The organism is Shewanella pneumatophori (assembly GCF_023283895.1).
Taxonomy (GTDB): Bacteria; Pseudomonadota; Gammaproteobacteria; order Enterobacterales; family Shewanellaceae; genus Shewanella; species Shewanella pneumatophori.
In genome coordinates this window covers 99581-125925 of the sequence record NZ_JAKILB010000006.1, presented here as the reverse complement: position 1 = coordinate 125925, position 26345 = coordinate 99581, and the positions used below count along the sequence as shown (strand labels likewise).

Genomic DNA, 26345 nt, shown 5'->3' with positions numbered 1-26345 from the left:
AAAGCTAACTCAATTAAAATGCAAGCAACAAAAAAGCCGACATAATGTCGGCTTTTTTAGCTTTAACGCTTGTTTAGAGATTTATTCGAAAGAATCTCTTAAAGGCACGGTTAGGTTAAACACTAACGCATCTTCAGTTGAGTCTTTGCTATCAGCACAGAAGTAACCTTCACGCTCAAACTGATATGCTTTTTCAACTTCAGCAGACGCTAAGCTTGCTTCAACCAAACCATGCTTAACTGTTAGTGAATGTGGGTTTAGTACTTCATCAACAGATTCCGCTGCAGCTGGATTTGGATCGCTAAATAAACGCTCATATAAACGGAACTCAGCTGGTTTTGCAGTCGTTGCTTCAACCCAGTGAATCACGCCTTTCACTTTGCGCCCATCGCTTGGGTTTTTACCCAAAGTCTCATCATCATAAGTACAGAAAATAGTGGTGATGTTACCATCAGCATCTTTCTCGCAGCGCTCAGCTTTGATAACGTACGCATTACGTAAACGCACTTCTTTGCCTTGCACTAAACGCTTGTACTTCTTGTTTGCTTCTTCACGGAAGTCATCAGCATCAATAAATAGCTCACGTCCGAAAGATAGCTCACGCTTGCCCATCTCTTCCTTGCTAGGATGATTTGCAGCGTTGATGATTTCAACTTGGCCTTCTGGGTAATTCTCGATAACCACTTTAACGGGGTTAATCACAGCCATTGCACGCGGTGCAAAGTCATTTAGCTCTTCGCGGATACAGGCATCAAGCATGGCGACTTCAACCATGTTATCTTGCTTAGTCACACCGATACGCTTACAGAACTCACGAATCGAAGCAGCGGTATAACCGCGACGACGGTAGCCTGCGATAGTCGGCATACGCGCGTCATCCCAACCTGTTACCAAGTTGCGAACCACTAAGTCATTGAGCTTACGCTTTGACATCAATGTGTATTCAAGGTTGAGTCTTGAAAACTCATATTGACGTGTTCTGTTTGGCGCTTGAAAATCATCTAAATGATCTAACACCCAGTCATACAGTCTACGGTTGTCTTGGAATTCAAGCGTACATAGAGAATGAGTGATGTTTTCAATCGCATCAGAAATACAGTGAGTGAAATCGTACATTGGGTAAATGCACCACTTATCACCTGTTTGATGATGATGAGCAAAGCGAATACGGTAGATGATTGGATCACGCATACACATAAACGGTGATGCCATATCAATCTTAGCGCGCAGTGAACACTCACCTTCTTTGAACTCACCAAGACGCATTTTTTCAAATAGCGCTAAGTTTTCTTCAGGCGTGGTATCACGGAACGGGCTGTTCTTACCTGGCTCTTTAAGCGTGCCACGGTACTCACGTGTTTCGTCACCATTTAAGAAACATACATAAGCTAAGCCTTTGTTGATTAATTCAACGGCGTACTGATGCAGTTGGTCAAAGTAATTTGACGAATAACGAATGTCACCATCCCACTGAAAACCGAGCCACTGCACATCAGCCTGAATAGAATTAACGTAATCGATATCTTCTTTTTCAGGGTTGGTATCATCAAAACGTAAGTTACATTGACCTTTGTAGTCCTGTGCAATGCCAAAGTTTAGGCAGATAGACTTAGCGTGGCCGATGTGAAGAAAGCCGTTTGGTTCTGGCGGAAAACGAGTTTGAACACTCGAGTGCTTACCCGTGGCTAGATCTTCATCTATGATATTACGTATGAAGTTACTAGGACGTACTTCAGTGTCCACATGACTCATGGAAATCCTCTTTGCGAACGATGATTAAAAACTAAAAACGCATAATCCTACAGTTTCTGTAAAGGATCAACGATTGCGGCTTAAAAACCTACTCTACTGGCTATAGCATAAGCATACATAGCGCAAAAAGCAGCGAAATATCGCTGCTTTTTATTACTTGATAACAGTATACGCTATTCGCGTTATTCCGTAATCACTTTAATGCCTGGAATGATAGTTTGGGTTTTCTTACCCTTTCTTTTAAGCCAAACATAAAATACCACTAGCGCCACAGTAAAGAAGCCAATCCAAAGGCTTGATTGTAATGGGTGCTGTGCAAACGTTGCCGCTTGATAGAACACTGTTGCTACGCCGTAAGCTAAGCCAAATGTCCATAGCCCTGCAAATGCTGCCCAGCGGCCTCCAAACTCATTTACTAATGCGCCCATTGCTGCAACACAAGGCGTGTAAAGCAGAACAAATAACAAGTAAGCGAATGCCGCGGTAACACCAGCAAAGCCAGCTTGCAGTGCGCCAAAGGTAGAAGTATCAACTTCTAACTCTTCTGATGCTGTTTCTACTGATGACACATCACCAACTGAGATTGATAGTGGATCTTCAGGGGCGATACCAAATAGATTCTCTGGAATTGTGCCAAGTGCTTCTGTTAGCGTTTCGCTAAATGGTGCTAGCTCGTCATCACCTGCGCCAGCATCTGAATAAAGGCTGTTCAAGGTACCAACCACGGCTTCTTTAGCGAAAATACCGGTAATAATACCCACTGTTGCTGGCCAGTTATCTTGCTCAACACCCATTGGCGAGAATAGCGGCGTCACCTTTTGGCTGGCAACACTAAGCACTGACTCTGAGCTGTCTTCATGGCCGAATGAACCGTCAACACCAATTGCGTTAACAAAGTTCAACAAGGTCACCACAATAACAATGGTTTTACCTGCGCCCATGATAAAGCTCTTAGTACGCTTACCTGTACGTGCCATTACTGTTTTGAACTTTGGTTTTTCGTAGCTTGGTAGCTCCATTACCACAGCACTGCTTGTACCTGGAAGTAGAGTTGAACGTAATAGCAAACCTGTACCAATAGCGGCAAAAATACCGATGATATAAAGTAAGAATACTAAGTTTTGACCAGATTCTGGAAAGAAGGCTGCGGCAAACAGTGCATATACAGGTAGACGTGCACCACAAGACATAAATGGAGCCATCATACCGGTAACAATACGCTCACGCTCACTGCCTAAGGTACGGGTAGCCATAATGGCAGGCACTGAACAACCAAAGCCCACAATCATAGGTACAAACGCACGGCCAGGTAGACCAATGCGGCGCATTAAGCCATCAACCACAAACGCTGCACGCGCCATGTAACCAGAGCCTTCAAGCACTGAAAGCGCTAAAAACAAGGCCGCAATAACCGGAATAAAGGTCGCTACAGTTTGAATACCTTGACCTACACCACCCGCAATAATCGTCACTAACCAAGTTGGCGAACCTAGGCTAGTCATAAACGCGCCTAAGTGATCAACAAATAATGCACCAGCTGTAATGTCAAAGAAGTCAATAAACGAGCTGCCCACGTTAATACTAAACATGAACATTAAATACATAACAAACAAGAAAACAGGAATACCCGCAATAGGGTGCAGTACAAGTTTATCTAGTTTATCAGTGAAGGTTTCACGATTGTCGCTCTTAACTGAGCTAGTAAATACACGTTCAACGTAATCAAAACGTGTTGTCGCAACCATGATCTCAATATCTTTGCCTTGGCTAGATAACGCTTGAGAATATTGTTCAACTTCACTGGCCATTTGGCTATTTTTACATTTGCCACAACCGAGCCCATTAGCAAGCATTGCCAATGCACGGCCACGGCTTAATGAGTCATCTTGCGCTAATAAATTAGCAACGCCAGATTCGATTTCAGCATCGTAATCAAGTACTAATGGCGCTTCTGACACTTTACCGTCAAGCAGAGCAACAAACTGTTGTTTTACTTTTTCAATATCTTTCTCGTCGCGAGAACACACTGCAATAACCGGGCAGCCTAGCTCTTGGCTCATTTTAGCGACATCAATATTAATACCACGCTCAAGCGCTGCATCAATTTTGTTCAGTACAACCACTAACGGAATACCCAACTCGCGTAGCTGAACCGTTAAGTATAAGTGGCGCTCGATGTTAGTCGCATCAACTAGGTTGATAATACCGTCAATATCTTGATCGGCTAAATATTGCTGAGCAATTTGTTCATCTAAAGAGCAGTCGCAGCTATTGCCTGCTGGTAATAAATCGTAAATACCCGGTAAGTCAGTTAGAAATACGTCGGTACCTTGCAGCGCAAATTGGCCAGTTTTCTTTTCAACTGTTACACCAGACCAGTTACCAACTTGTTGGTTAGAGCCGGTCAACGCATTAAAAAGCGTAGACTTACCCGCATTTGGGTTACCTACAGTAACGCAGTTAAATTGTTTAGCCATTCGCTTTTTCAACCTCAATAATATCTGCTAAATCGCGACGCATACATAATTTACTGCCACGGATATCAAGTTCAACACCAGATCCCATAGGGGCTCTGCGGATCAAGGAGAATCGAGTATTTGGGGTGATCCCCATTGAAAGGAGTTTACGTTTTACAACGGCTGGCAAATCAATCTCGCCAACTTGAGAAATTCTGGCGATATCGCCCGGATTCAATTCACTTAACTTCATGCGTGTTCCACCTAATTTACAGGCCTCGACTCTCTTAGAATTGATGTAGATTCTAAAGGAGCTAAACAAGTAATAACTTTACCTAGATCAAGATTTAGGACTGTAAACGATAATAATTTTCAATTGTGTTCTGCATTATGTGACAAATCTCTCAACTAATAAACGCCTAGTTTAAGATAAATCTATCGCTCGCAATCTCTGTCAATATCGCCCCTATATAAGAATGGTTATTATTTACACTTTAGCATTTTAAATACCTTACAAACCGAGCGTGACCTAGATCACACTTTAATCATTCCCATCTGTAAAAACGGCTTATATCAGCATCAAACTCCCTACTTTTGTTACGGGATTGTCACTAAAGTGATCTATTATTTTACTTTAGTAATTTACAAAACTACTTAAATAAAATAATCAAAAAATCGCTTATAAAAGTGAATGGGATGAGATGATGAACAAGAACACCGGATGTTTCGCGGGCAATTTGACGCGCCTGATCTTACTGATGCTCGTAAGTTTAAGCATGAGTGTCTTTGCTGCACCATGGGACGACCAAGATCCAGATGAAGTTGAGGCAATACTCGATAAGAAGTTTGCCGAAGGTCAGTATTCATCAAAAGGCGCGGATTCCTGCTTAATGTGCCATCGAAAGAGTGAAAAAGTTATGGCGCTTTTTGATGGCGTACATGGCAGCTCAGTGCAAAACTCACCAATGGCCGATCTACAATGTGAGGCTTGCCACGGCCCACAAGGAAAACATAATCGCGGCGGTAAAGAGCCAATGATTACTTTTGGGTCAGACTCCCCCGTTCCAACTGAAAAGCAAAATAGTGTTTGTATGAGCTGCCATAACGATGATCAACGTATGGCTTGGCAAGGGAATCATCATGATAACGCTGATGTCAGCTGTGCTGATTGCCATCAAGTGCATACTGGTCATGATCCCATAGCTGATAAAAGTACAGAAGTCGCGGTATGTACTAACTGTCACACACAGCAAAAAGCCGACATTAATAAACGCTCTGCTCACCCTATCAAATGGCAACAAATGGTCTGTAGTGATTGCCACAACCCACACGGCAGCTTAGCCGATGCAAGCCTCAAACAAATGAGCGTGAATGAAAACTGTTATGCATGCCATGCTGAAAAACGTGGCCCTAAACTTTGGGAGCACGCGCCAGTAACTGACAACTGCGCCTCTTGTCACAACCCACATGGCAGCGTTAATGAAGCCATGTTAATCGCAAAACCTCCTATGTTATGTCAGCAATGCCACGCGTCAGTTGGCCACACTTCTAATGCCGTGTTTGGGGCAAATCCTAACGCCTTTAATGCCGGACAAAGCTGTATGAACTGTCATTCACAAGTCCATGGTTCAAATCATCCATCAGGCAAATTATTGCAGCGCTAATTAGGAGTGACCGTTATGTTTGCATCACAAAGAAACATCAATACGCAGCTTACTCTACTCGCGCTAGCAATTGGTACGAGTATTTCGCCTGCATATGCACAAGGCTACGGCATACAAAATGCCAACCGTGATAAAGCCAATACCGAAAAGTGGGAGTGTAAGCGCTGCACTGTTAATTCTGGCTTTAGTGGCAGCGTAGGAGTTGGCGCTGCTTATAATGATGCCGATGATATTCATTTCGGCAATACAGCAGGCACTGACAAGGATGGCGTTGTTGGCCACCTTGATGCAGATCTTGTCAATAAGGCTGAGTCGGGTTATCAAACCAGCTTTGTTGCCGACAAACTCGGTTACGATACCGGCACTGCAACATTAGAAACGGGTCGCCCTGGTCACTACAACATTACGCTCGGTTATCGTGGATTAGCGCATTACGATACCAATGATGCTTTATCACCCTACGTTAATAATGGTGATAATCAGTCTCTACCCAGCAACTGGCAAACCGGTGCTATCACCTCACAAATGCCAACTCTACTAGAAGACGTGCGTAACCTTGAATTAAAAACTGAGCGAGAACGTTTTCTGCTTGGTGGTGATTATCTTGGCTCATTTTACCGGGCTGAAGTGAATTATCAGCATGAAAAGCGTCAAGGGAAACGAGCTTTTTCAGGCAATATTCTAACCAATAGCGCAATGCTTGCCCAACCCATAGACGATACCACTGACGAATTTGGCGCCAAGATTTATTTTAACGGTAAAGGATGGTTAATCGGTGTTGACTCTAGCTTTAGCCAATATAAAAACGATCATGATGCCATTAGTTGGCAAAATGCCTTCACACCGACCTTTGGCGCAGCATACAGTGGCCAAAGCGCAGTATCACCAGACAATAAAGCCTATAGAATTGGCGCAAACGCGCAGCTAAGTGGCAATGGCCATCAAGTATTAATGCATTTAGGGGTTGCAAGTTTTACTCAAGATGATGCATTTTTGCCAGCGACAATAAATGGGCTGTCACCAGCGCTGCCAACGACAAGCCTTGACGGCAAAGTTGATACCACCGAGATGAAGCTCAAATACAATGGTCGTATAGTGAGAGGCCTAAGCGTTCGTGCCAGTTATGACTACTCTGATCGTGATAACAAAACGACACTAAACCCTTACCCACAAGTGATTACCGACAGCTATTACGCCGGAACCGCTATTAACCCGGAGTACGACCGAACCAAGCAACAAGCAAAGCTTGCAGCCAAATATCGTATTAATCGCGCCATCTACCTTAATGCTGGCTACCAATACGATCACAATGATTACAGCGATTTAGATAGAGACTCACTCAAACAAAATAGTGTGTTTGCTAAAGTTAATTACAGCATCACTTCCTCTTGGTCTGCATGGCTAAAGGCAGAATTTAGCGACAGAAGCGGCAGTACTTATAAAGCCGTAACAACCACGAATAGCCAAAGTAACCCTTACTTAAGAAAGTCATATCTGGCAGATAGAGAGCGTCAAAAATATCAGCTAAGTATCAACTTCAATCCAGAGTCTGCGCTTTCTGCAAGTGCGAACGTCCACGTCAGTAGTGACGATTATGACGATACCTTAGTGGGTCTCACCCAAGTCGATACTCAAGGCTATGATATTTCTGCCAACTACCTATTAAGCGATGATTTAAGTATTAATGCATACCTTAACCAAGACTGGCGCGACAGTGATCAAGCAGGCAGCAGTAACTTTGGTTTACCAAACTGGTTTGTTAATACCGATGAAAAATCCACTGTTATCGGCGCAGGTGTAGATTATTTACACCTTTTAGACAAAAAACTCGACCTTGGCCTCGACTACACCTATTCAGATGGGCAAAGCGATACAGAAATCACTCAGGGCCTCACCTCGCCTTACGGTGATTACTTTGCCAAAAGACATAACATCAATGCATTTGCTCAATATCATTTAAACGAAAAAATGGCATTACGTTTTGATTGGATTTTTGAAAACTACCAAGATTCCGACTGGTTAAATCAGGGAACAAGCGTTGACACTATTCCCAACGTATTAACCTTTGGCGACTTAAGCCACGACTATAGTGCTCACTATGTGGGTCTGACATTTAGCTACCAACTATAACCTTAAGCCATGATTGCTAACACCAATTACAAGGATTTCAGGGAACACTAAGGTGAAGGACATCGATATGAAACGAGCCACATTAGCACACTTAGCAAACCGCGCTCTGGCGAGTAAGAAAATAATACTATTAGCAATCATTGCTATGTTAGCAGCCTGTAGCGGAGATGATGGAACCTCAGGTAATCCAGGAGAGCCAGGCGGACCACCAGCAAGTGAAATCAACGCACTGAATATTGCAATTAATGAAGTGCTGTTTGAAGCAGGTATTGCCACAGTGAATTATCGCATCACCAATGAAAGCGATGAGCCTGTTGTGGGCATCCCTTCAGCCACTTACTTAGCAGCGCAGCTATTACCACAAGGTTTCACTAATGCCGGTAATGCCAGTGAGTGGCAATATTTCACCTCGGAGTCGTGTTCAAGTAGCTGCGATGGTGAATTTGTTGATCATAAAAATGGCCAGTACAGTTATACATTCAGTGCCGCTTTTGATGGATTAAATGATATTGCCTTTATGCCAGGTGCTACGCAGCGTGTTGTGATAAAAGTTGGCGGCGATGCATTACCCGATGGCACCGATTTACCAGTTACCAATCAGCATTATGACTGGCAAGATAACGGCAGTGCACCTGCTTATACCCGCAACCTTATCGAGATGCAGACCTGTAATACATGTCATAACGATCTTGCATTTCACGGCAGCAAATACAATGAAGTCGAAACCTGTGTGACCTGTCATAATGCCGACAAAGTCAGCAACCCTGATAACGTGTTTGCGCCAATGGTTCATAGCAAGCACCTTACAGGCTTTCCAGTATCACTTGCAGATTGCCAAACGTGTCATGTTGCCGATGAAACATTAACCGAAAATATGAATTGGGCGCGCGTACCAACTATGGCGGCTTGTGGAAGTTGTCATACCAATATTGACTTCCCTTCGGGTCAAGGCCACCCAGCACAAGTTGATAACAGCAACTGTGTCGCTTGTCATAATCCAGATTGGACCATGAGCGCACACAGTCAAGCAGATACCGATGCTGTGTTAGGTCAATTTAATGTTGAAGTGGTTAGCGCTAAGCTTAATGGTGATGCCGTTGATTTTTCAGTCAGGCTATCCAACCCCGCTACCAATGAAGTGTATAGCGACAGCGCTGATAAACTTGATTTTATTGATGATCTACGTGTGTATGCCAACTTTGGGATCAGTGTTGATTACACCACCCGCAGCGCCAAATCGATAAAGCTACAAGATGTTGAGCCAATATCAGGCAGTAACGGCATTTATCATTATCAAATAGCCGGCTTAACGCTTAGCGATGATCCTGCTACAGATAAAGGTAGTCTCGCCCTACAAGGTAAGTTATGTAGTAATGACGCCATGCTTGCCAACTGTGCTGATTCCGATGTTACCACCACGATCAAATCGAGCTACCAGTTCTTTAGCGCCACAGAAGTGACCGAGCAAGGGCGAAGAATGGTGGTCAGCAATGAGACTTGCGGCAGCTGTCATGGTGATCAGCAGTTAAATTATCACGGTTCGCGTAACGATCTTGAGCAGCAATGTCAGCTGTGTCACAACCCCAACATGCAAGCAGATGCAAGTGCGGTAAACCCTGCAGCTTCAACAGCCGATTATAAGCACCTAGCGCATACTTTACATGCAGGCTCTCGAGAAAGTTATCCTGATATTAACTACCCAGGCAACATAGGTAATTGTGCTCAATGCCATACAACGGATGATACAGGCGTATTAACCGTAGCCTTGCCGCTTTCGCCAACTGTTCAGCCCTTAGCCTTTAACGATGGCAGCTTTACTAGCGCGACTTCTGCCATTTGTAGCGCCTGCCACCTTAGCGATAGCGCCAAGGCGCACATGACCCAGCAAGGTGGCGTATTTAACGGCACAGAGGCAGATGCAACAGCAGGCACCGAAAGCTGCGCAACATGCCACGGTCAGGGGGCAAGCGCTGATGTACTAAAAGTCCACCCAATAAAATAACAATACAAGGCCTAGGCGCAACGCACTAGGCCGCCTTCATATTAAATGAGAAAAGATTGTGATGCTGACTATGGGCTTAAAGCTCATAACAAAACAATGGAACGCAAAATTATGGATATAAAAACGAAACAGTTAAAGCTGAGTTTGATTGCGCTCACCGCTTCAGCGCTACTTTTTGGTTGTAGTGATGGCAATGATGGTGCTGATGGCATTGATGGCGTAATCGGCGTCAATATTGATTCAGCCAGCAGTGTTCAAGCTCAATTTACAGAAGCAAGCGTTGCTGATGGTGTAGTCACCGTTAACTTCAACCTCGAAAATGCCAATGGTGTGGCAGTCCTTGGGTTAACTAAAGATTATGATCTGCGCTTTGGTATCGCTCAATTAGCCAAAGTCACCGAAGTTATCGGCGATGAAGAAGTTGATAGAGGCTATCAATGGCAAGCTTATATTAATGAGCTTAAAGAGCCGGGAACCCCTCCGGATGACACTAGTGGCCTAAATCCATCATCGCAGTATCAGGCAAATGTAGAAGCAGCCAGTAATTGTGAAGAATGCCTTATCGACAATAACGATGGCAGTTACCGCTATACGTTCCAGCAAAACATTGCCGACGTCACCGAGCCATTAACAATCACCTATGGCGAAGATAATACCCATAGAGCAACACTAGAGCTCAAGCTTCCGCAGGCTACAGCCAACGCTCATTATGATTGGCAACCGTCAACGGGGGCAACTGAAGATATCCAAACTCGCAATGTGGTTAATATCAGCGCCTGTTATACCTGTCACCAACCTGAGAGTTTAGCGCTTCATGGTGGCCGCCGTATTGCATTAGAGAACTGTGCCAGTTGCCATACTTCAACCTCTGGCGATCCTGAAAGTGGCAATAGTGTTGATTACACTTACATGATCCATGCTATCCATAAAGGCCAAGACCGTGAAACTAGCACTCCTGATGGCATGGTGCCTGCGCCTTATAAAATTGTCGGTTATGGTGGCAGCGTGCATAACTACGGTAAAGTCATGTATCCGCAAAAACCAGCAGCCGATTGTTCATCTTGTCATGTTGAAGGTAAAGGCGCTCCAGCCAATGCAGATTTATTTAAAGCTGATTTAAGCAATACCGCCTGCGCTAGTTGCCACACAGAAAAACCATCGCAATCTCACACCGGTACCAACTGTGTTGCTTGTCATAACTCAACCGATACTTACCGAGGTACAGGAAGTGCTGAGAAACGTCACGGTGATGTATTAAAAGCTTACATTGATGCTGAAGCAATGGGAGTGATGTTCAGTAATATCGGTCTAGATGCAAATGGCAAGCTTATGTTCGATGTTCAAATTCAAGATGCTTCTGGCGCAGCCATTGGTTCAGAGTTTATCGAAACCGGAACGCGGGTTATTGTTGCTTGGGACAGTGATAAAGACTTCCCTGCTTATACTGATGCATCATACAGTAACCGTCGCTTTAAACTTGAAGACGGAACTTATGACGCCACAACTAAAACCTTTACTATTATCGCAACGACTTTTGATATGCCAAGCGACGCAACAGGTAAAACCTTCGAGCTTTGGTCTACCGTTGAAGTTTGCTTTAATAATGGTGGTTATGCAGTAGATGAAATCAAGATGACAGAGTGTTCAGATAGTACCCGCTCGGTAGCAGTCAAAGAAGACCCTTACCACTTTGTTTGGTCAGGCACAGGTATGGATGACACCATGCAAGCCGCTATGCGTCGCTCAATTATTAATGCAGCCAAATGTCAAAGCTGTCACAACCAAGAAAACTACCATTATAACAACGGCTATAACTGTCAGACTTGCCATACATCGGATAAAACAACCAAGACAGATGACAGCTTCCCTGGCGGTAAGAAACCAACCAGCTACGCATTTAAAGCACACGAAGCTGATGGTCATTACCTCAAGTATGCAGGTGTGCAATCAGGTACAGTGTTAAAAACTGACTGCTCTACTTGTCATACCCAAGATGGTATTCAATTAGGCCGAGCAGCTGATCGCGTTTGGCGTTACGGCGATACTGAAACCGGTAACGACATCTGGGTTTCATCTGATGCCGGTACTTGTTTAAGCTGTCACCAAAAGTACTTAAGTGATTCTGGCGCTAATCATATCGTTGCCAATGGCGGTATTTTAGATGGTATAGATGCAGATGATGTTAAAGGACGCGCAGCAGAAGCTTGTGCAACTTGTCATAGCCCTGAGCAGTTACTCGAGATCCATGGTAACTAATGTTTAGTTAGGTGTTTTTACTGAGTAAAAGGGAGCCTTGAGGCTCCCTTTTATTAACCACCACCCGCTTAACAACTAACCATTGCAAAACTATAATTAAACAACACCGAACAACAGCTGGACAACAATCAGCCAGTCACAATGTAAACAAAGTGTTAATTAAGGCCGGTTGAAGCCAAGAACTAACTTGATGCAGATCAAGAGTAAAACCGAATAAACTGCACAATTTAAGCTTAGCTTAATCTTGCTCCGCTCAAAATTAAAACAAGCTTAAAACGATTACCCACATTCATTCAAGCCACTGAATACATTACACTTTAACACTGGTTAACATTTAAACTCGTCATTACCGTTCTAGCTCACATTTTATCCGCCATAGCAAAAGCTAACTTCCTCTTTTGAGTAGGATCCCACTGAGGAAAACCTCATGCTAAAAGAGGTAGAAACCTCATAGCAGCTAACCTATGCAGGGAATAACATGATGATGAATCGATACAAACTCACAAATGCTGTTAAAGCAGCAATTGGCATTGGCGCACTCTCGCTCGCCCTTGTCGGTTGTGGTAGTGACGGTAAAGATGGTGAAGACGGCGATAACGGCAACATTGGTGTGGATATACAGCAAGCCTCTAGTCTGAAAGCCAATATTTTACATGCAACGATTACTGAAGGAATCGTTGCCGTAGACTTTGAATTACTAACCGCCAATGGTGTTGCGGTTTCAGGCTTAAGAAGTATTTGAAGAGATCAACGCCCTTGGGTTTGGGATCGCTAAGCTTGATGCTCTACAAAAACGCCCACGTCCATTACCAGATTTTGACTCACCAGAGCCTGAAGCAGAGCAGTATAAAGGTGTTAAGGCTGCGCAGTGGACGAGTTACATCAATACGTTAAAAGAACCTGGCAGTGTTGCCGATGGTCAAGAGTTGCCTGACGGCTGGGATAAACATCAAGGGCCACAAATACAGACTAATATCGAAACCAACTGCAAAACGGCATGTATTGAGGTATTGGGTCACGGTGAATATCGCTACACGTTTTCAAAGCCATTAGATGAATATGAGCAAATTGAAGGCTTAAATACCGAGTTCAATAGCGAGTTAACTCACCGTGTTACCCTTGAATTAAAACCGACAAACATTGTTGCCAATGCAACCCTAGTCAACACTCATTTCGACTTTATTCCTGGGTTAGACAGGGCCGCAGAAGCTGATGAAACCCGTAATTTAGTCGATTTACAAAAGTCTTGTATTCGTTGTCACAATGACGATTACGAGCATGCTTGGGCGCCAAAACTGTCTCTACATGGCGGTAAGCGCATAGAAATAGAAAACTGTGTCGTGTGTCATACCAGCTACTCAGGCGATCCTGAAACCGGTGCAACCATTGATTTTGGTTCTATGCTGCATAAAATCCATAAAGGTGATTACTTTATGATTGGCTATGGTGGTAATGCCCATGATTATAGCGAAATCACTTTCCCTGCTGATAGCAAGAGCTGTCAATCTTGTCATATCGAAGGTGAAACTGCACCAGCTCAATCTGACAATTTTTATTTCCACCGCCAAGAAGCCTGTTTGAGCTGCCATGAGAAATTTGCAGCCCCAGAATGGGACGGCACGGCTCGTGGACTATTTCACTCTGAGCAATTTCCGCAATATGTTGAAGGTGACTGCGCGGCATGTCATGCCGATGACAGCAATTCTATGGGTGCGGCTAAGTTTCATTTAAATAAGGAACTAACGCTTACATCTGCAAAAGAAGCATACAACTTCTCAGTGGCAAATGGTGTATATGATGCAGATCTACAAACACTGACTTTCAATATTAGCTATAGCGGTCGAGATGGTTTAGCTCCACATGAAGATGAGGCGTTAAACGCGCTGAATGTTCAAGTCGTCGAAAATCAACACAATGACTTTGCCGATGTGTGGAAAATGACTAGAGGTGACTTAACTGCCACTCACAAAATGATTAATCTTGCTGATGCTAATGGTATTGAGTCTGGAGAGTTCAGCGTTACCGCCATTGATGGAGGTTACCAATACACAGTGAACTTAAATGACATTGAGTACACAAACGGCGCACTAATGAGTCACCTGAATATTTGTGCTTCTCGTGATACTCAAGCAGCGATTGCATGCTCTGAGGAGCATATTTTAGCAACCTTAACGACTGATGCTGCAGCATTCTCAGCCATTGGTGATCTTGCTATGCCGCGCTTTAAAAGTGCATCAGAATCCGCTTGTCAAGCGTGTCACGATGACAGTATCGACCTATCATTCCATACTAGGACGTCATGTGGTTCATGCCACATGCCTGATAGTAAAGAACAACCATTGTCGTTAACTGATGGCAGCTGTGTATCTTGCCACAAGGGACAAGCTCTCCATGCTGTTGCTGATGGTGCATTTAAAGGCAGCCGCGTAGGTTTAGAAAACTCTCTTGACTATAAAGTTATGATCCACACTTTACATGCTAATAAGCGGACTAAAGTAAACAGCAATCGTAATGAAACTATCACCTTCACTAAGCACTATGGTGATTGCGGATCTTGTCATGAAAAGGGCCAACTCACACTTGAACACACAGCAGCATTACCAGCAGTATTAAACCAAGGTGAAAATGGCAGTGATGATATCCGAGAGTACTCTCCAATTGCAGCAGCATGTGGTTCTTGTCATACCAAAGACAGTTTTGGCGCTCACGTTGAAGCAAATGGCGGTGTATTTGGCGCACCACTTGGCAGTTACACTGGCAGTGAAAGCTGTGCAACATGTCACGCAGAGGGTAATTCTTTTGGGGTAGATACTGTTCACCCAGTTAACTACAAATAGTGTAAAACGAGTACTGAGTAAAACCATTTAAGCAAATTAAGCTTGAATAAGGCGAGGAGATAATCTCCTCGCCTTTTTGCGTTTTTAAGCATCAAACACTTAAAACAATGTCGCCATTATGTATCAATGAGATAGTTAAAAAACAATCAGTTTATAGGCTACCAACGCTAACCCAATTAGCACTACAAGCTGGTAACATTTAACAGTTTTAAGCTGGTTCATTATTAATCGATTCTTAAATTAGTCCTAAAACCTCACTTTTCCGAATACCTCTAAAGAAATAGTCTGACCTTAATCACATAAAGGGCTTAAAACACCTGCTAAAAACTTCACGCTTATATAGCCTTAGCAATGGAAATAAAATTCCGCACACTGATTGGTAGCTGATGAGAATTATTCTCAACTAAAAACAAGTCAGTGATGAATAAAACTATTGCAGGGAAATAAAATGATGAAATTTTTTAATCTAAGCGCTGCTTCAAAAGCATTGCTTACAGCCGGGGTGCTTTCATTAGCGGTCACAGGTTGTAGTGGTGATGATGGAAAAAATGGTGAAGATGGTAAGCCAGGTCCAGTTGGTAAGCCTATTGGTGAAGTATCACAAGTAAAGGCAGACATCACTTCAGCTAGCGTTAGTGACGACGGTTTCCTAACCGTAAACTTCAATCTAGCTGACGCCAATGGCGCTGCTGTTTTTGGTCTTCAGCAAGATGATATTGGCGCAGTTTCGTTCGGCCGCATGGGCAAAGTTAAAGATATCGACGAAACTAACGTTGAAGGTGCTAACCGTGAAATCTGGTTAAGTTACTTTAACAAAGACAAAGGTGAAGGCCATTACACTGGCTCTTCATATTTCCAAGGTAAAAACTGCGAAAACTGCCTAACTGATAACGGTGACGGTAGCTACACTTTAGTGCTAGACAAAGCAGTTGATACACTAGAAAAGTATTCTTACGATGCTGAAGCTACAAACGGCATCTACCTAGGTGTAAAATCTGCAAACGACGCAGGTTCAACTCTAGTCAATAACACATTCTTCTACTGGCAGCCAAGTTCTGACACAGCTCAAGACAAACCAAAAGCTGTAATTGCAGATGAAACATGTCAGTCATGTCACCGCCCAGGTCAAGATGGTGCATTATCAATGCACGGCGGCAAGCACGTGACTCTAGAATCCTGTACTTTCTGTCATGCTGATTACAACTCTTACATGAAGCAAGACAAAGATACTGATGGCAACGCTGTAGGCGAACCATATGAGTATGACGGGTCTATCAAGGGCATGGCTCATGAAATCCATAGCCACTCTTATTATAACGGTATCTACCCACAATCAGCTTCAAACTGCTTAACTTGTCACCAACCTGACGAGAACCTAGCAATGGCTGATGCTTGGAAAGGCGACGTCGATACTGCAACTTGTATGAACTGTCACAACAGCCCATATGCCGTTCCAAGCTGGCATTGGGATAGCGAAAATAACCAAATCGCTGAAAGCAAACAAAATTGTGTAAGCTGTCATAACGACCCTGATGGATACCGTGGTGCAGAACGTGGTCACTATTCAGAAAACAATAACGCCCAAGCTACTGAGCTAAAAGTTGTTTTCAATAGCATGACATATGCAAATGACACGATTACAGCTAACTTCAGCGTAAAAGATGGCGAAGAACTAGTGCCATTTGATCAAATCGACAAACGTCCATACAAATATGGTGGCTACAACAGTGCTATCGTTGTAAACGGCGTACTAACTGATGACTTCCTTGTGAACTATCAAAAAGTCGGTTGGAACAAGTTAACTGCTAATGCTGATGGCACTATCACTGCAACTATCACCGCAGCAGATTTCAACATTGAACCAATCATAGATGCTGGTGCGACTATTGCTCTAAGCAGCCAACTTCATGTTTGTTTTGGCGAGAAAGGTGTACGTGAAGCTTGTGCTTATGTACCAGGCGAAAATAGTGATGGTACGCCAACTAAAGGCGACGGTTCAGAAGCTGGTGATCAACTTGATGGTCAAGAAGCTCCTTACTTAGTGTCTGATACATTCTTCTTTAAGCAGGATGGAACAGCCGTAACTGAAACGCCACGTTCACAGCATGCAGAAATGAGTGACTGTCAACAGTGTCACACTACGTCTATCACTCACCGTTATACTAATGATATAGATGGTTGTGCATCTTGTCACAACGGTACTCGTGACAAAAAAGGCGCTGGTTCTTCAAACTTAGCTTATATTGTTCACAGCAAACACTACTTATACGACAGCTCTGGAGACATGTTCTTTAAGAAAGCTGAGTGTCAAGCTTGTCATGGTGAAGACGGCTTCTCTCTAAGTCACATCGAAGCAAATGCAGCACCAGTAGCATTTGGTACGACCGATGGCGAAAGATATGCCCCTGGCGTTAATGAGCAACTTGTTGTTTCTCCACAAACTGCAGCATGTGTAAGCTGTCACCAAGCGCCATACGCGTTAGACGAATCAGCTGCTTCACACATCAAGTCAATGGGCGGTATCTTAGTACAAGAAGGTACTTCACTAAGCACTCTAGGTATTCCTGCTTCTGAATATGAAAAACTTGATATTCAAGAGACTTGTGCAACTTGTCATAAAGATGCATCTCTACTAGAAGCACATTCTAATTGGGGCAGCAGCCACTAATTCAGATTTGTGAATAAGTAACGTAAAAGGAGGCTAGGCCTCCTTTTTTATTCTTAAAATAACAACAAACAACAATCGATTTAAACTGCAACATTTATCACACATGTAAATTCTACATTTGCAACTTTTCAGGTGTTCAAGCCCCTTACCTTATACCTCTTTATAAATAGAAAGATCCAGGTCACACATTAACACCTGCTATGCAGATTTTAGCCTTGCATTACGTTAGCCTTTCTTTGGGGAATCTTATTTCCAGCATTGACTTAAACGGAAATTAAAAAATTACAGTCGACCTATTTAAATCAGGTCACACGTTTAAGACAGTGCCAAACCTATGCAGGGAAAAAATGATGAATGTGAACAAATCTAAGATAGCGCTGCTTTTAGCAGCAGGTGCTGTATCAATAGCCTTAACCGGCTGTGGCGGTGACGACGGTAGCGATGGTAACCCGGGAAATCCTGGCGGCCCAGCAGCTGACTACATCAACACTCTAAACCTAAAAGTGACTGATGTAACATACACAGACGGCGTCCCTACAATCAACGTATTTGCTACAAATGAGGAAGACTTGCCAGTTGTAGGTTTGACCTCACTTGAAGTGAAAAAAGTTGTACAACTTATCCCTCAAGGTGCAACTGGAGCGGGTAACAGTGCAGAATGGCAGTACATTGGCTCACAAAAAGAATTTGTAGATCAAAAGAACGGTAATTACAGCTTCACCATTCCGGTTGAAGGCTATAATTCAGAGCTAACTCAACGCTACAACATTATTGCAAGCGCATCGACACTAGCTGATGGTGAAACAACGGTTCCACGCACCGAGCTATCTCAAGATTTCTCTGGCAATGGCTATGAAGCAACATACACTAAAAACGTTGTTGCCACAGAAACCTGTAACTCTTGCCATGCTGAAGGTAAGAAGATTTATCATGGCTATACTTCGTCAGAAACTTGCGCAGCCTGTCATACACAAGATCTGGCTGACGACAAAGGTAAGCCTCAGGTCGCTTATAATCACTTAATCCATAACGTACACAATAACGCAAAAATGTACGGTAAGAATATGGATAAGAGTGCAGAAACTGCACACGCTATTGTTCAAGATAACTGTACAACTTGTCACGCAGAGCCAGCTGAAGGTAACACAGAACTAGCTGAATGGGGCAACTGGTCAAGTGTTCCAACTATGGAAACCTGTACTAGCTGTCACACTGGTATCGACTTCCAAGCAGGTAAAGGTCACTCTCAACAAGCTGACAACTCAAACTGTATCGCTTGTCATAACGCTAGCTGGACAGAAGAAATTCACACTGACGGCTTCACTCAAACAAAAGCACTTATCGACACATACGGCATGAACACTACCCTAGCTGTCAATGAAGATAAGACTGCAACTGTAACTGTTTCGCTAATCGACGCTAATGGTGAAGCTGTTAATGCAACAGACCTATTACCACAGCTTCAGCGTGTAGAAGTGATTACTAACGTTGGCCCGAACAACGTCAAGTTAGGTTACAACGGTAAAGACAGCGCATATCTAGTATTAAACGGTAAGCTCGATGAAACCATTGCAAAAATAAATGCTAATGGCGATTTTGAGTACATTACTAAAGTACTAACATTTGGTGCTGATGATGCTGATACAGCCTTTACTTTTTCAGGCCTATCTATGTGTTCTGAAAACGGTGAGTTTGTTAACTGCGACAAAGTCGCAGTTGAAGGTAATCTTGATGAAAAAGGCTACTTAAAAGATGCTTACTATACAGGTATGAAAGCCGATCTTGCTTTCGCAACCTTATCTGGCGAAGCTCCAAGTATGCGTCATGTTGACTCAGTTAACTTCGAAACTTGTATTAATTGTCACGGCGACACCTTTGAAATTCACAAAGGCACTCACCATGCTGGTTTTGTAATGAGTGAACAATTAGCACAAATCGTTGATGGCGAGACAATTGTAGGCGTTGACGGCTGTGTTTCTTGTCACACACCAGATGGCACATATGCTGGCGGTGCTAAACAAGGCGCTCTTGAAATGAAACTGCACAAAGTACATAGCCAAGGTGATTACGCTGTGATCCCTGGTATGAACTGTGACCAGTGTCATAATGACTTCAATCGTGACGCATTCAAGAAGAAAGGTGCTATCGCAACTGATGGTGGCCAATACACAACGCCTATCGCGGCAACCTGTGTTTCTTGTCACAGCTACAACATGGACAGCTTCAAAGCCCACGTTGAAGGCCAAGGCGCACTAGTTGGTGTTTCTAAGGAAGAAGCGACGGATGCTGCACAACTAGAAACTTGTTTCTACTGTCACGCACCAACACCTGGCGACCACACATCAGTGAAGATGTAATTTGCGCAGCTCTTATTGGCTCAAATCAAATTGATTGAGCTAATAGAGTGTTGAAAAAAGGGGGAGGCCTCTCCCCCACTTTCTCTTCAAAATTGTGCAAGTTTAGGAACCTATTATGAAGATCATAAAAACAATCAAAAACCTACTACCGGCGTTGATGGCATCGGCTGTACTTTCACTTGGTTTTGCTCACACTGCTGTAGCATCTAAGTGGGATGCTAAAATGACGCCTGATGAAGTAGAAGCCACACTAGATCAAAAGTTTGCTGAAGGTAAGTACTCACCAAAAGGTGCTGACTCATGCCTAATGTGTCACCGTAAATCAGAAAAGGTCATGGACCTATTCAAAGGTGTTCACGGCTCTGTAGACTCAAGCAAGAGCCCAATGGCAGGCCTTCAATGTGAAGCATGTCATGGCCCTATGGGTAAACATAACCGTGGCGGTAACGAGCCAATGATCGCTTTTGGTCCAAACTCAACACTGGCACCTGAACTACAAAACAGCGTTTGTATGAGCTGTCATAAAGACGACAAGCGCATGGATTGGAATGGTGGTCACCACGACAATGCAGATGTAGCTTGTGCCTCTTGTCACTCGGTGCACACAGCTAAAGATCCTGTTCTGTCTAAAAATACAGAAATGGAAGTATGTACTAGCTGTCACACTCAACAAAAAGCTGACATGAACAAGCGTTCAAGCCACCCAATGAAATGGGCACAAATGGTTTGTAGCGACTGTCATAATCCACATGGCACCATGAGCGATGCAGATCTTGTTAAGCCAACGGTTAATGACACTTGTTACTCATGTCACGCAGAGAAACGCGGCCCAAAATTGTGGGAGCATGCACCCGTAACTGAAGATTGCGTAGCATGCCACAATCCACACGGCAGCGTTAACGAAGGTATGCTTAAAACTCGTGCTCCACAGCTTTGTCAACAATGTCACTCTTCTGCGCACAGCGGTCAGGCACTATTTGGCAACACTGAACAAGGCTCTACTGTTGGCGGTAACGCAATGACCGGTGGTCGTAGCTGTTTGAACTGTCACAACCAGATCCATGGTTCTAACCATCCATCTGGCAAGCTATTCCAGCGCTAAGGGAGACGAGAAGATGAAATTCAAATTAAATTTGGTCACGCTCGCTTTGATTACCCATGCTGGCATGCTTTCCGGCGCAGCCATAGCTGCTGATGGCTACGGTATTCAAAATGCGAACACTGAAAAAGTAAAATTCGAAAAGTGGGTTTGTAAAAACTGTAAAGTTGAACGAGGCGTCTCTGGCACAGTAGGTGTTGGCGCGGGCTATAGTAGTAGCGATGATATTCGCTCAGCTAATGCTTTTGCTACCGAAGATGGCTTTGCAGGTAAAGTTGACGCTGATGTGAAATACATTGGCGAAAACGGCTATCAAGCAACCATTGAAGCTGAAAACTTAGGTATGGATAACGGCAGTGCTGACGTTAATGTTGGTAAGCAAGGTCAGTACAATCTAAACCTAAACTACCGTCAAATCGCGACATACAAAACCGATAAGGCAATGAGCCCTTATCAAGGTATTGGTGGCGATAACCTAACCTTACCAGGTGATTGGGTGCATGGCGGCAGCACACAAGATATGAGCAACTTGTATTCAAGCCTTAACCCACTAGAACTATCGCTTAAACGCGAACGTGCTGGTATTGGATTCGAATACCAAGCTGAAACGCTGTGGAGCACTTACGTTAATTACCAACGTGAAGACAAAACAGGGTTAAAGCAAGCTTCTGGTAGCTTCTACAATCAATCTATGATGATTGCAGAGCCTGTTGATTATACAACTGATACCATCGAAGCAGGCGTTCGCTTGGCGGGTGATAACTGGTACACGGCAGTTAATTACAACGGCTCAATCTTTAAAAACGAGTACAGCGAACTGTCATTTGAAAATGCGTTTAATCCAACCTTTGGTGCACAGACCACAGGTTATATGTCACTTGACCCAGACAACGAAGCGCATACCGTTTCGGTTTTAGGCCAATATGTGGCAGGCCGCACTATCATGAACGGTCGAGTGTACTTTGGTCAGATGACCCAAGACCAAGACTTCAGCACGTCAGGTTATGGTTACCAATTGCCTACTGAGTCGCTAGATGGTCGAGTCGATACACAGGGCGCTACCCTAAAAGTTGTCTCACGCATTAATCGTCAGTTACGTCTAAACGCTAGCTACGATTATAGCGACCGTGATAACAAGACCAATGTTGAAGAATGGACGCAGATCTCAATCGACTCAACGACAGGTCAAGCTGCTTACAACACGCCATACGACATTACTACTCATAAAGCTAAGCTAGGTGCAGACTACCGTCTAGCACGCGGCCATAAGCTTGAAGGTGGTTATGACTATCGTAAAGATGAGCGCAGCTATCAAGACCGTGAAACCACTGAAGAAAGCACGCTTTGGGCTAAATACCAGCTTAGCGCTTTTGCCAATTGGAACATGTGGATTAAAGGTAGTTACGGCCAACGTGATGGTTCGACTTACCAAGCATCTGAGTGGACTTCAAGTGAGCAAAATGACCTGCTACGCAAGTACAATCTTGCTGACAGAAACCGTACTCAAATTGAAGCACGTATCACTCACAGCCCAATCGATAGCTTAACGCTAGATTTTGGTGCACGTTACGCACTTGATGATTATAACGAAACACAAATCGGTTTAACTGAATCGAAAGATTTAAGTTATGACGCAAGTGTAAGTTACCTAATCAATGATGATATGACTGTTACGGCATTTTATAACCGTCAGAACATCGATTCAGAACAAGCGGGTAGCAGCAACCTAGGCGCTCCAAACTGGTATGGCTTAGTTGAAGATCAAGTTGATGTACTTGGTGCTGGCTTTAGCTACAACAACCTAATGGAAAACAAACTGCGTTTAGGTGTTGATTACACTTACTCAGATTCAAACAGTAACACACAAGTTAGCCAAGGTATTACCGGCAACTACGGTGATTACTATGCCAAAGTGCACAATATTAATGTTTACGCCTTATACAAAGCGACAGAGAAAATGGATCTTCGCTTAGACTATAAGATGGAAAACTACAAAGATAACGATGCTGGCAATGATATTGCGCCAGATGGCATTTGGAACGTGTTGAGTTTTGGCAGTAACAGCCACGACTACAATGCACACCTAATTATGCTAAGCATGAGCTACCGTTTGTAGAAACTAGTTGTAACAATCAAAAAGCCCGCTCTATGCGGGTTTTTTATTGCTTCTAATATTGAATTCCACGCCAGATCTATGGTTATCCACACACAGCAAATCACGCTAAAAATTATCTAATACGACAAGAACGTGCTTAGGCTAGCGCTTTATTTCCTACAAAAGCTTACAACACGAGTTGCCAATACAGTGAAGTGGATCACCTCAAGAACAAAAAATTCCTAAATAACCGACTCAAACCTTCGATGTCCTTGAACTTACATCAACTTTAGGAGATCTTAATATCATTCATCTTAATCTAAAGTAATTCAATGACTCGTTCTATCACAGCTTACAAATCACTATTGATGTCAGCTTTAATTGCGCCGTTACCAGCTTTTGCAATGGCATCAGATACTACAAATGTGTTGTTACTGGCTATTACACTCGCAGGCTTCAGTCTTTTCAATTTAGCGCTCAACGCACTGTTTTACTTTACTGGCAAATATCACAGCCGGAACTTCGCGAAAATGCATGCCTTGATTGCCATCATCCCTGCAGTTATCGCGCTTTTTGTCGTACTCATTTATTTTGATACCGCCGGTGCAATATCAATGAATATCGGCGTAATTATTGTCAGTGTTGCGTTAAGTCTATTGCCATTGCAGCTTACTCTTTCAGCCCAAAAAGCGCCGACCAAACACACAGCCTTGATTATTGCACTAGCAGCTGTAGTGCTACTTTTAACAGCCTACTACATCACGCCAATCGCTATTTTTGCTATCGCCTGTGGCCATGTTGCATTAACGAGCCAAGCTGATATAAAAGTAAAGTTTATCTCACTATCCATCTTAGCTGCCGCTTATGGTTATTTAGGTTATTGGGCTTATCAAATTATCCAATTTAGCTAAGCTTACAACTGAGCCTAGCTTAAGACTGAACTTAGCTTAAAACTAAACTTAGCCGAGATCTGTTATGCCTAATGAACAATTGATAAAACTCCAAACAGATATTGCACACTGCCAAATATGCGCAGCTAGTCTGCCCTTAGGAGCTAAACCCATTGTTCAATTAGGCGCGTCAGCCAAAATACTCATTGCAGGTCAAGCGCCGGGACGCAAAACCCATGAAAAGGGCCGCCCTTTTGACGATGCCAGCGGTAAACGCTTACGTAGCTGGTTAGGGGTAAGTGAAGCGCAGTTTTATAATCCTGATTTGTTTGCCATAGTGCCGATGGGCTTTTGCTTTCCCGGCAGTTATTCAAAAATTGACAAACAAAGTGGTGACAAACCACCACGACCCGAATGCGCCGCTAAATGGCGCCAAGAAGTATTAAAGCAACTTGAACAAATAGAACTCACACTCCTTGTTGGTAAGTACGCCATCGAGTGGCACATGCAGCAAAAGCTTACCGTGACTCAATCTGTCGCTCAATGGCAATCACTGTGGCCAAAAACATTAGTGATGCCCCACCCTAGCCCGAGAAATAACATCTGGCTAAAGCAACATCCTCAGTTTGAGGCTGATATAGTTCCCAAGCTTCAACAACGTATTGCGACATTAATAACGACTCAATAAATATTTATCCGCCTCACAGAACCTAATTAAGGAGCTGTTATACTGTTGAGTTTAAATACCATTGCCACCAGCAATCGGTTGTTTGATTAAATCAAACAGCCTGATATATATAAAATATTTATAATCGATCCACTAGCTAAAGCTCAGCTGTTCATCTCATAAATGTAAAGGAAATTGCGTGTACTTTCTCGATGCCTCAATAGCCAGACAAATTGTGCAACGCACGATGAAAATCATCGGCCATAATATTAATGTGATGAATAACCACGGCGTGATTTTAGGCTCTGGCGATCGCCATCGAGTCGGCGAGATTCACGAAGGCGCACTCCTGGCAATTAGCCAAAAACGCACAGTCGAAATTAGCACTAAAAATACCGGCACACTGCAGGGCGTAAAACCCGGCATCAATCTGCCACTACATTACAAAGGCGATATCATTGGAGTTATTGGTATAACCGGTGAGCCTGAAACATTGAGGAATTACGGCGAGTTACTCAAAATGACCGCCGAACTGATTGTTGAACAAGCCAATACGCTTGAACAGGCACAGTGGCACTATCGCCAAAAAGAAGAACTCATTATTGAGCTGATAAAATCTGAAGGACCTTTTACTTCACACCAGCGTAACTGGGCGTCCCAGCTAAATATTGATCTCGATATTCCACGAGTGGTTGCACTTATCAAAATTCAAAACGATGAGGAAGAAACCACTGCCAACTCAATGTTAAAGCAGGTGCTTCATTTACTTGAGAACCCATCTAGGGGCAACTTAGTTGCAATGACCTCAATGACGGAGCTGGTCATTTTAAAACCTGCTTTTCTTGATGGTAAAACTTGGGATCCTGAGCTTGAAAGCGAACGTATCGATCAACTACTCGCGAGATTACCTGCAATCTTGGTAAGTAGAATGAAAATATCGCTAGGCCATTTTTTCCCAGCGGTAGAAGATCTTAACCGCTCCTATCAAACCGCAATTGAAACCTTAGTTATCGGCCAACAAATAAGACCTGAGCAAAACAAATATCTATATGAAGATTATTCGTTATCAGTGTTACTTTCAGCACTAAAAGACAGTTGGCGTGGTAAGGAGCTGCTATCACCTTATCAGGCATTATTGACAGCAGATAAAAATGGCCAATTAGTCAAAACATTAAGTGCCTATTTACAGCATTTTGGTGACTTACAGCTGTGCGCTAATAGCCTGTTTATCCATAGAAACACACTACGCTACCGCCTTGATAAAATCCAAAGAGTGACAGGTGTTAATATTGACCAGCTAGATGGCCTACTGCAGCTTTATATCGGCCAAGTGGTTGCCAGTACACAGTTCTCACCTAGTAAATAGCCCGACAACACTAGCTGTTGTTAATACAACCTACATCATTTTGTGCATACGCACAAAAATCATTTTAATCAACAATGTAAATCAGTGAGTCAGACCAAAGTAATAT

Annotated in this window: 16 protein-coding genes; 13 read left to right on the top strand and 3 right to left on the bottom strand. The window is 43.4% G+C overall.

Features of this window, described 5'->3' with window-relative positions; translation table 11 throughout:
• Positions 1 to 81: 81 nt before the first annotated feature.
• From glnS to L2740_RS11110, 3 genes are all read right to left on the bottom strand, one after another.
• Positions 82 to 1752 (bottom strand): glutamine--tRNA ligase, encoded by a 1671-nt coding sequence (glnS, locus tag L2740_RS11120; RefSeq protein ID WP_248950266.1) that lies wholly within the window; start codon positions 1750 to 1752, stop codon positions 82 to 84.
• Between the two features lie 182 nt (positions 1753 to 1934).
• A complete protein-coding gene (gene feoB, locus L2740_RS11115) occupies positions 1935 to 4229 on the bottom strand; it encodes a Fe(2+) transporter permease subunit FeoB (protein ID WP_248950265.1) in 2295 nt (764 codons plus the stop codon).
• Positions 4222 to 4461, bottom strand: coding sequence for a FeoA family protein (locus L2740_RS11110; protein ID WP_248469418.1), 240 nt, complete (start codon positions 4459 to 4461; stop codon positions 4222 to 4224). Before L2740_RS11110 ends, feoB begins: the two co-directional genes overlap by 8 nt.
• Positions 4462 to 4966: 505 nt before the next feature.
• On the opposite strand from L2740_RS11110, the gene L2740_RS11105 reads away from it, so the two are divergent.
• The 13 genes from L2740_RS11105 (at position 4967) to L2740_RS11045 (ending at position 26239) form a co-directional block, all read left to right on the top strand.
• Positions 4967 to 5872, top strand: a complete 906-nt coding sequence (locus L2740_RS11105) for a DmsE family decaheme c-type cytochrome (protein ID WP_420833527.1) — start codon at positions 4967 to 4969, stop codon at positions 5870 to 5872.
• Positions 5873 to 5887: 15 nt separating this feature from the next.
• Positions 5888 to 8002, top strand: coding sequence for an MtrB/PioB family decaheme-associated outer membrane protein (locus L2740_RS11100; protein ID WP_248950263.1), 2115 nt, complete (start codon positions 5888 to 5890; stop codon positions 8000 to 8002).
• Between the two features lie 67 nt (positions 8003 to 8069).
• Positions 8070 to 10004, top strand: coding sequence for an OmcA/MtrC family decaheme c-type cytochrome (locus tag L2740_RS11095; RefSeq protein ID WP_248950262.1), 1935 nt, complete (start codon positions 8070 to 8072; stop codon positions 10002 to 10004).
• 96 nt (positions 10005 to 10100) lie between these two features.
• Complete coding sequence (locus L2740_RS11090; protein WP_420833526.1) at positions 10101 to 12260, top strand: OmcA/MtrC family decaheme c-type cytochrome; 2160 nt, start codon at positions 10101 to 10103, stop codon at positions 12258 to 12260.
• Positions 12261 to 12738: 478 nt separating this feature from the next.
• Positions 12739 to 13002: a hypothetical protein gene (locus L2740_RS11085; protein WP_248950259.1), complete on the top strand. Its 264-nt coding sequence runs from the start codon at positions 12739 to 12741 to the stop codon at positions 13000 to 13002.
• Positions 13003 to 13006: 4 nt separating this feature from the next.
• Positions 13007 to 15097, top strand: coding sequence for an OmcA/MtrC family decaheme c-type cytochrome (locus tag L2740_RS11080; protein ID WP_338056255.1), 2091 nt, complete (start codon positions 13007 to 13009; stop codon positions 15095 to 15097).
• 448 nt (positions 15098 to 15545) lie between these two features.
• A complete protein-coding gene (locus L2740_RS11075; protein ID WP_248950258.1) occupies positions 15546 to 17765 on the top strand; it encodes an OmcA/MtrC family decaheme c-type cytochrome in 2220 nt (739 codons plus the stop codon).
• A gap of 347 nt (positions 17766 to 18112) precedes the next feature.
• Complete coding sequence (locus L2740_RS11070) at positions 18113 to 20122, top strand: OmcA/MtrC family decaheme c-type cytochrome (RefSeq protein WP_248950256.1); 2010 nt, start codon at positions 18113 to 18115, stop codon at positions 20120 to 20122.
• A 115-nt stretch (positions 20123 to 20237) separates the two neighbouring features.
• On the top strand, positions 20238 to 21224 hold the full coding sequence (locus L2740_RS11065) for a DmsE family decaheme c-type cytochrome (RefSeq protein ID WP_248950255.1): 987 nt from the start codon (positions 20238 to 20240) through the stop codon (positions 21222 to 21224).
• Positions 21225 to 21237: 13 nt separating this feature from the next.
• Positions 21238 to 23337, top strand: a complete 2100-nt coding sequence (locus L2740_RS11060) for an MtrB/PioB family decaheme-associated outer membrane protein (RefSeq protein ID WP_248950254.1) — start codon at positions 21238 to 21240, stop codon at positions 23335 to 23337.
• A gap of 311 nt (positions 23338 to 23648) precedes the next feature.
• A complete protein-coding gene (locus tag L2740_RS11055; protein WP_248950253.1) occupies positions 23649 to 24227 on the top strand; it encodes a hypothetical protein in 579 nt (192 codons plus the stop codon).
• A gap of 64 nt (positions 24228 to 24291) precedes the next feature.
• On the top strand, positions 24292 to 24894 hold the full coding sequence (locus L2740_RS11050) for a uracil-DNA glycosylase family protein (protein ID WP_248950252.1): 603 nt from the start codon (positions 24292 to 24294) through the stop codon (positions 24892 to 24894).
• Positions 24895 to 25072: 178 nt separating this feature from the next.
• Positions 25073 to 26239: a sugar diacid recognition domain-containing protein gene (locus tag L2740_RS11045; RefSeq protein WP_248950251.1), complete on the top strand. Its 1167-nt coding sequence runs from the start codon at positions 25073 to 25075 to the stop codon at positions 26237 to 26239.
• The last annotated feature ends 106 nt before the right edge of the window (positions 26240 to 26345 follow it).

Bases quoted from the DNA above. Each gene is read 5' to 3' on its own strand.
- glnS (WP_248950266.1), bottom strand. From the start codon at position 1,752: ATGAGTCATGTGGACACTGAAGTACGTCCTAGTAACTTCATACGTAAT.
- feoB (WP_248950265.1), bottom strand. From the start codon at position 4,229: ATGGCTAAACAATTTAACTGCGTTACTGTAGGTAACCCAAATGCGGGT.
- L2740_RS11110 (WP_248469418.1), bottom strand. From the start codon at position 4,461: ATGAAGTTAAGTGAATTGAATCCGGGCGATATCGCCAGAATTTCTCAA.
- L2740_RS11105 (WP_420833527.1), top strand. From the start codon at position 4,967: ATGCTCGTAAGTTTAAGCATGAGTGTCTTTGCTGCACCATGGGACGAC.
- L2740_RS11100 (WP_248950263.1), top strand. From the start codon at position 5,888: ATGTTTGCATCACAAAGAAACATCAATACGCAGCTTACTCTACTCGCG.
- L2740_RS11095 (WP_248950262.1), top strand. From the start codon at position 8,070: ATGAAACGAGCCACATTAGCACACTTAGCAAACCGCGCTCTGGCGAGT.
- L2740_RS11090 (WP_420833526.1), top strand. From the start codon at position 10,101: ATGGAACGCAAAATTATGGATATAAAAACGAAACAGTTAAAGCTGAGT.
- L2740_RS11085 (WP_248950259.1), top strand. From the start codon at position 12,739: ATGATGATGAATCGATACAAACTCACAAATGCTGTTAAAGCAGCAATT.
- L2740_RS11075 (WP_248950258.1), top strand. From the start codon at position 15,546: ATGATGAAATTTTTTAATCTAAGCGCTGCTTCAAAAGCATTGCTTACA.
- L2740_RS11070 (WP_248950256.1), top strand. From the start codon at position 18,113: ATGATGAATGTGAACAAATCTAAGATAGCGCTGCTTTTAGCAGCAGGT.
- L2740_RS11065 (WP_248950255.1), top strand. From the start codon at position 20,238: ATGAAGATCATAAAAACAATCAAAAACCTACTACCGGCGTTGATGGCA.
- L2740_RS11060 (WP_248950254.1), top strand. From the start codon at position 21,238: ATGAAATTCAAATTAAATTTGGTCACGCTCGCTTTGATTACCCATGCT.
- L2740_RS11055 (WP_248950253.1), top strand. From the start codon at position 23,649: ATGACTCGTTCTATCACAGCTTACAAATCACTATTGATGTCAGCTTTA.
- L2740_RS11050 (WP_248950252.1), top strand. From the start codon at position 24,292: ATGCCTAATGAACAATTGATAAAACTCCAAACAGATATTGCACACTGC.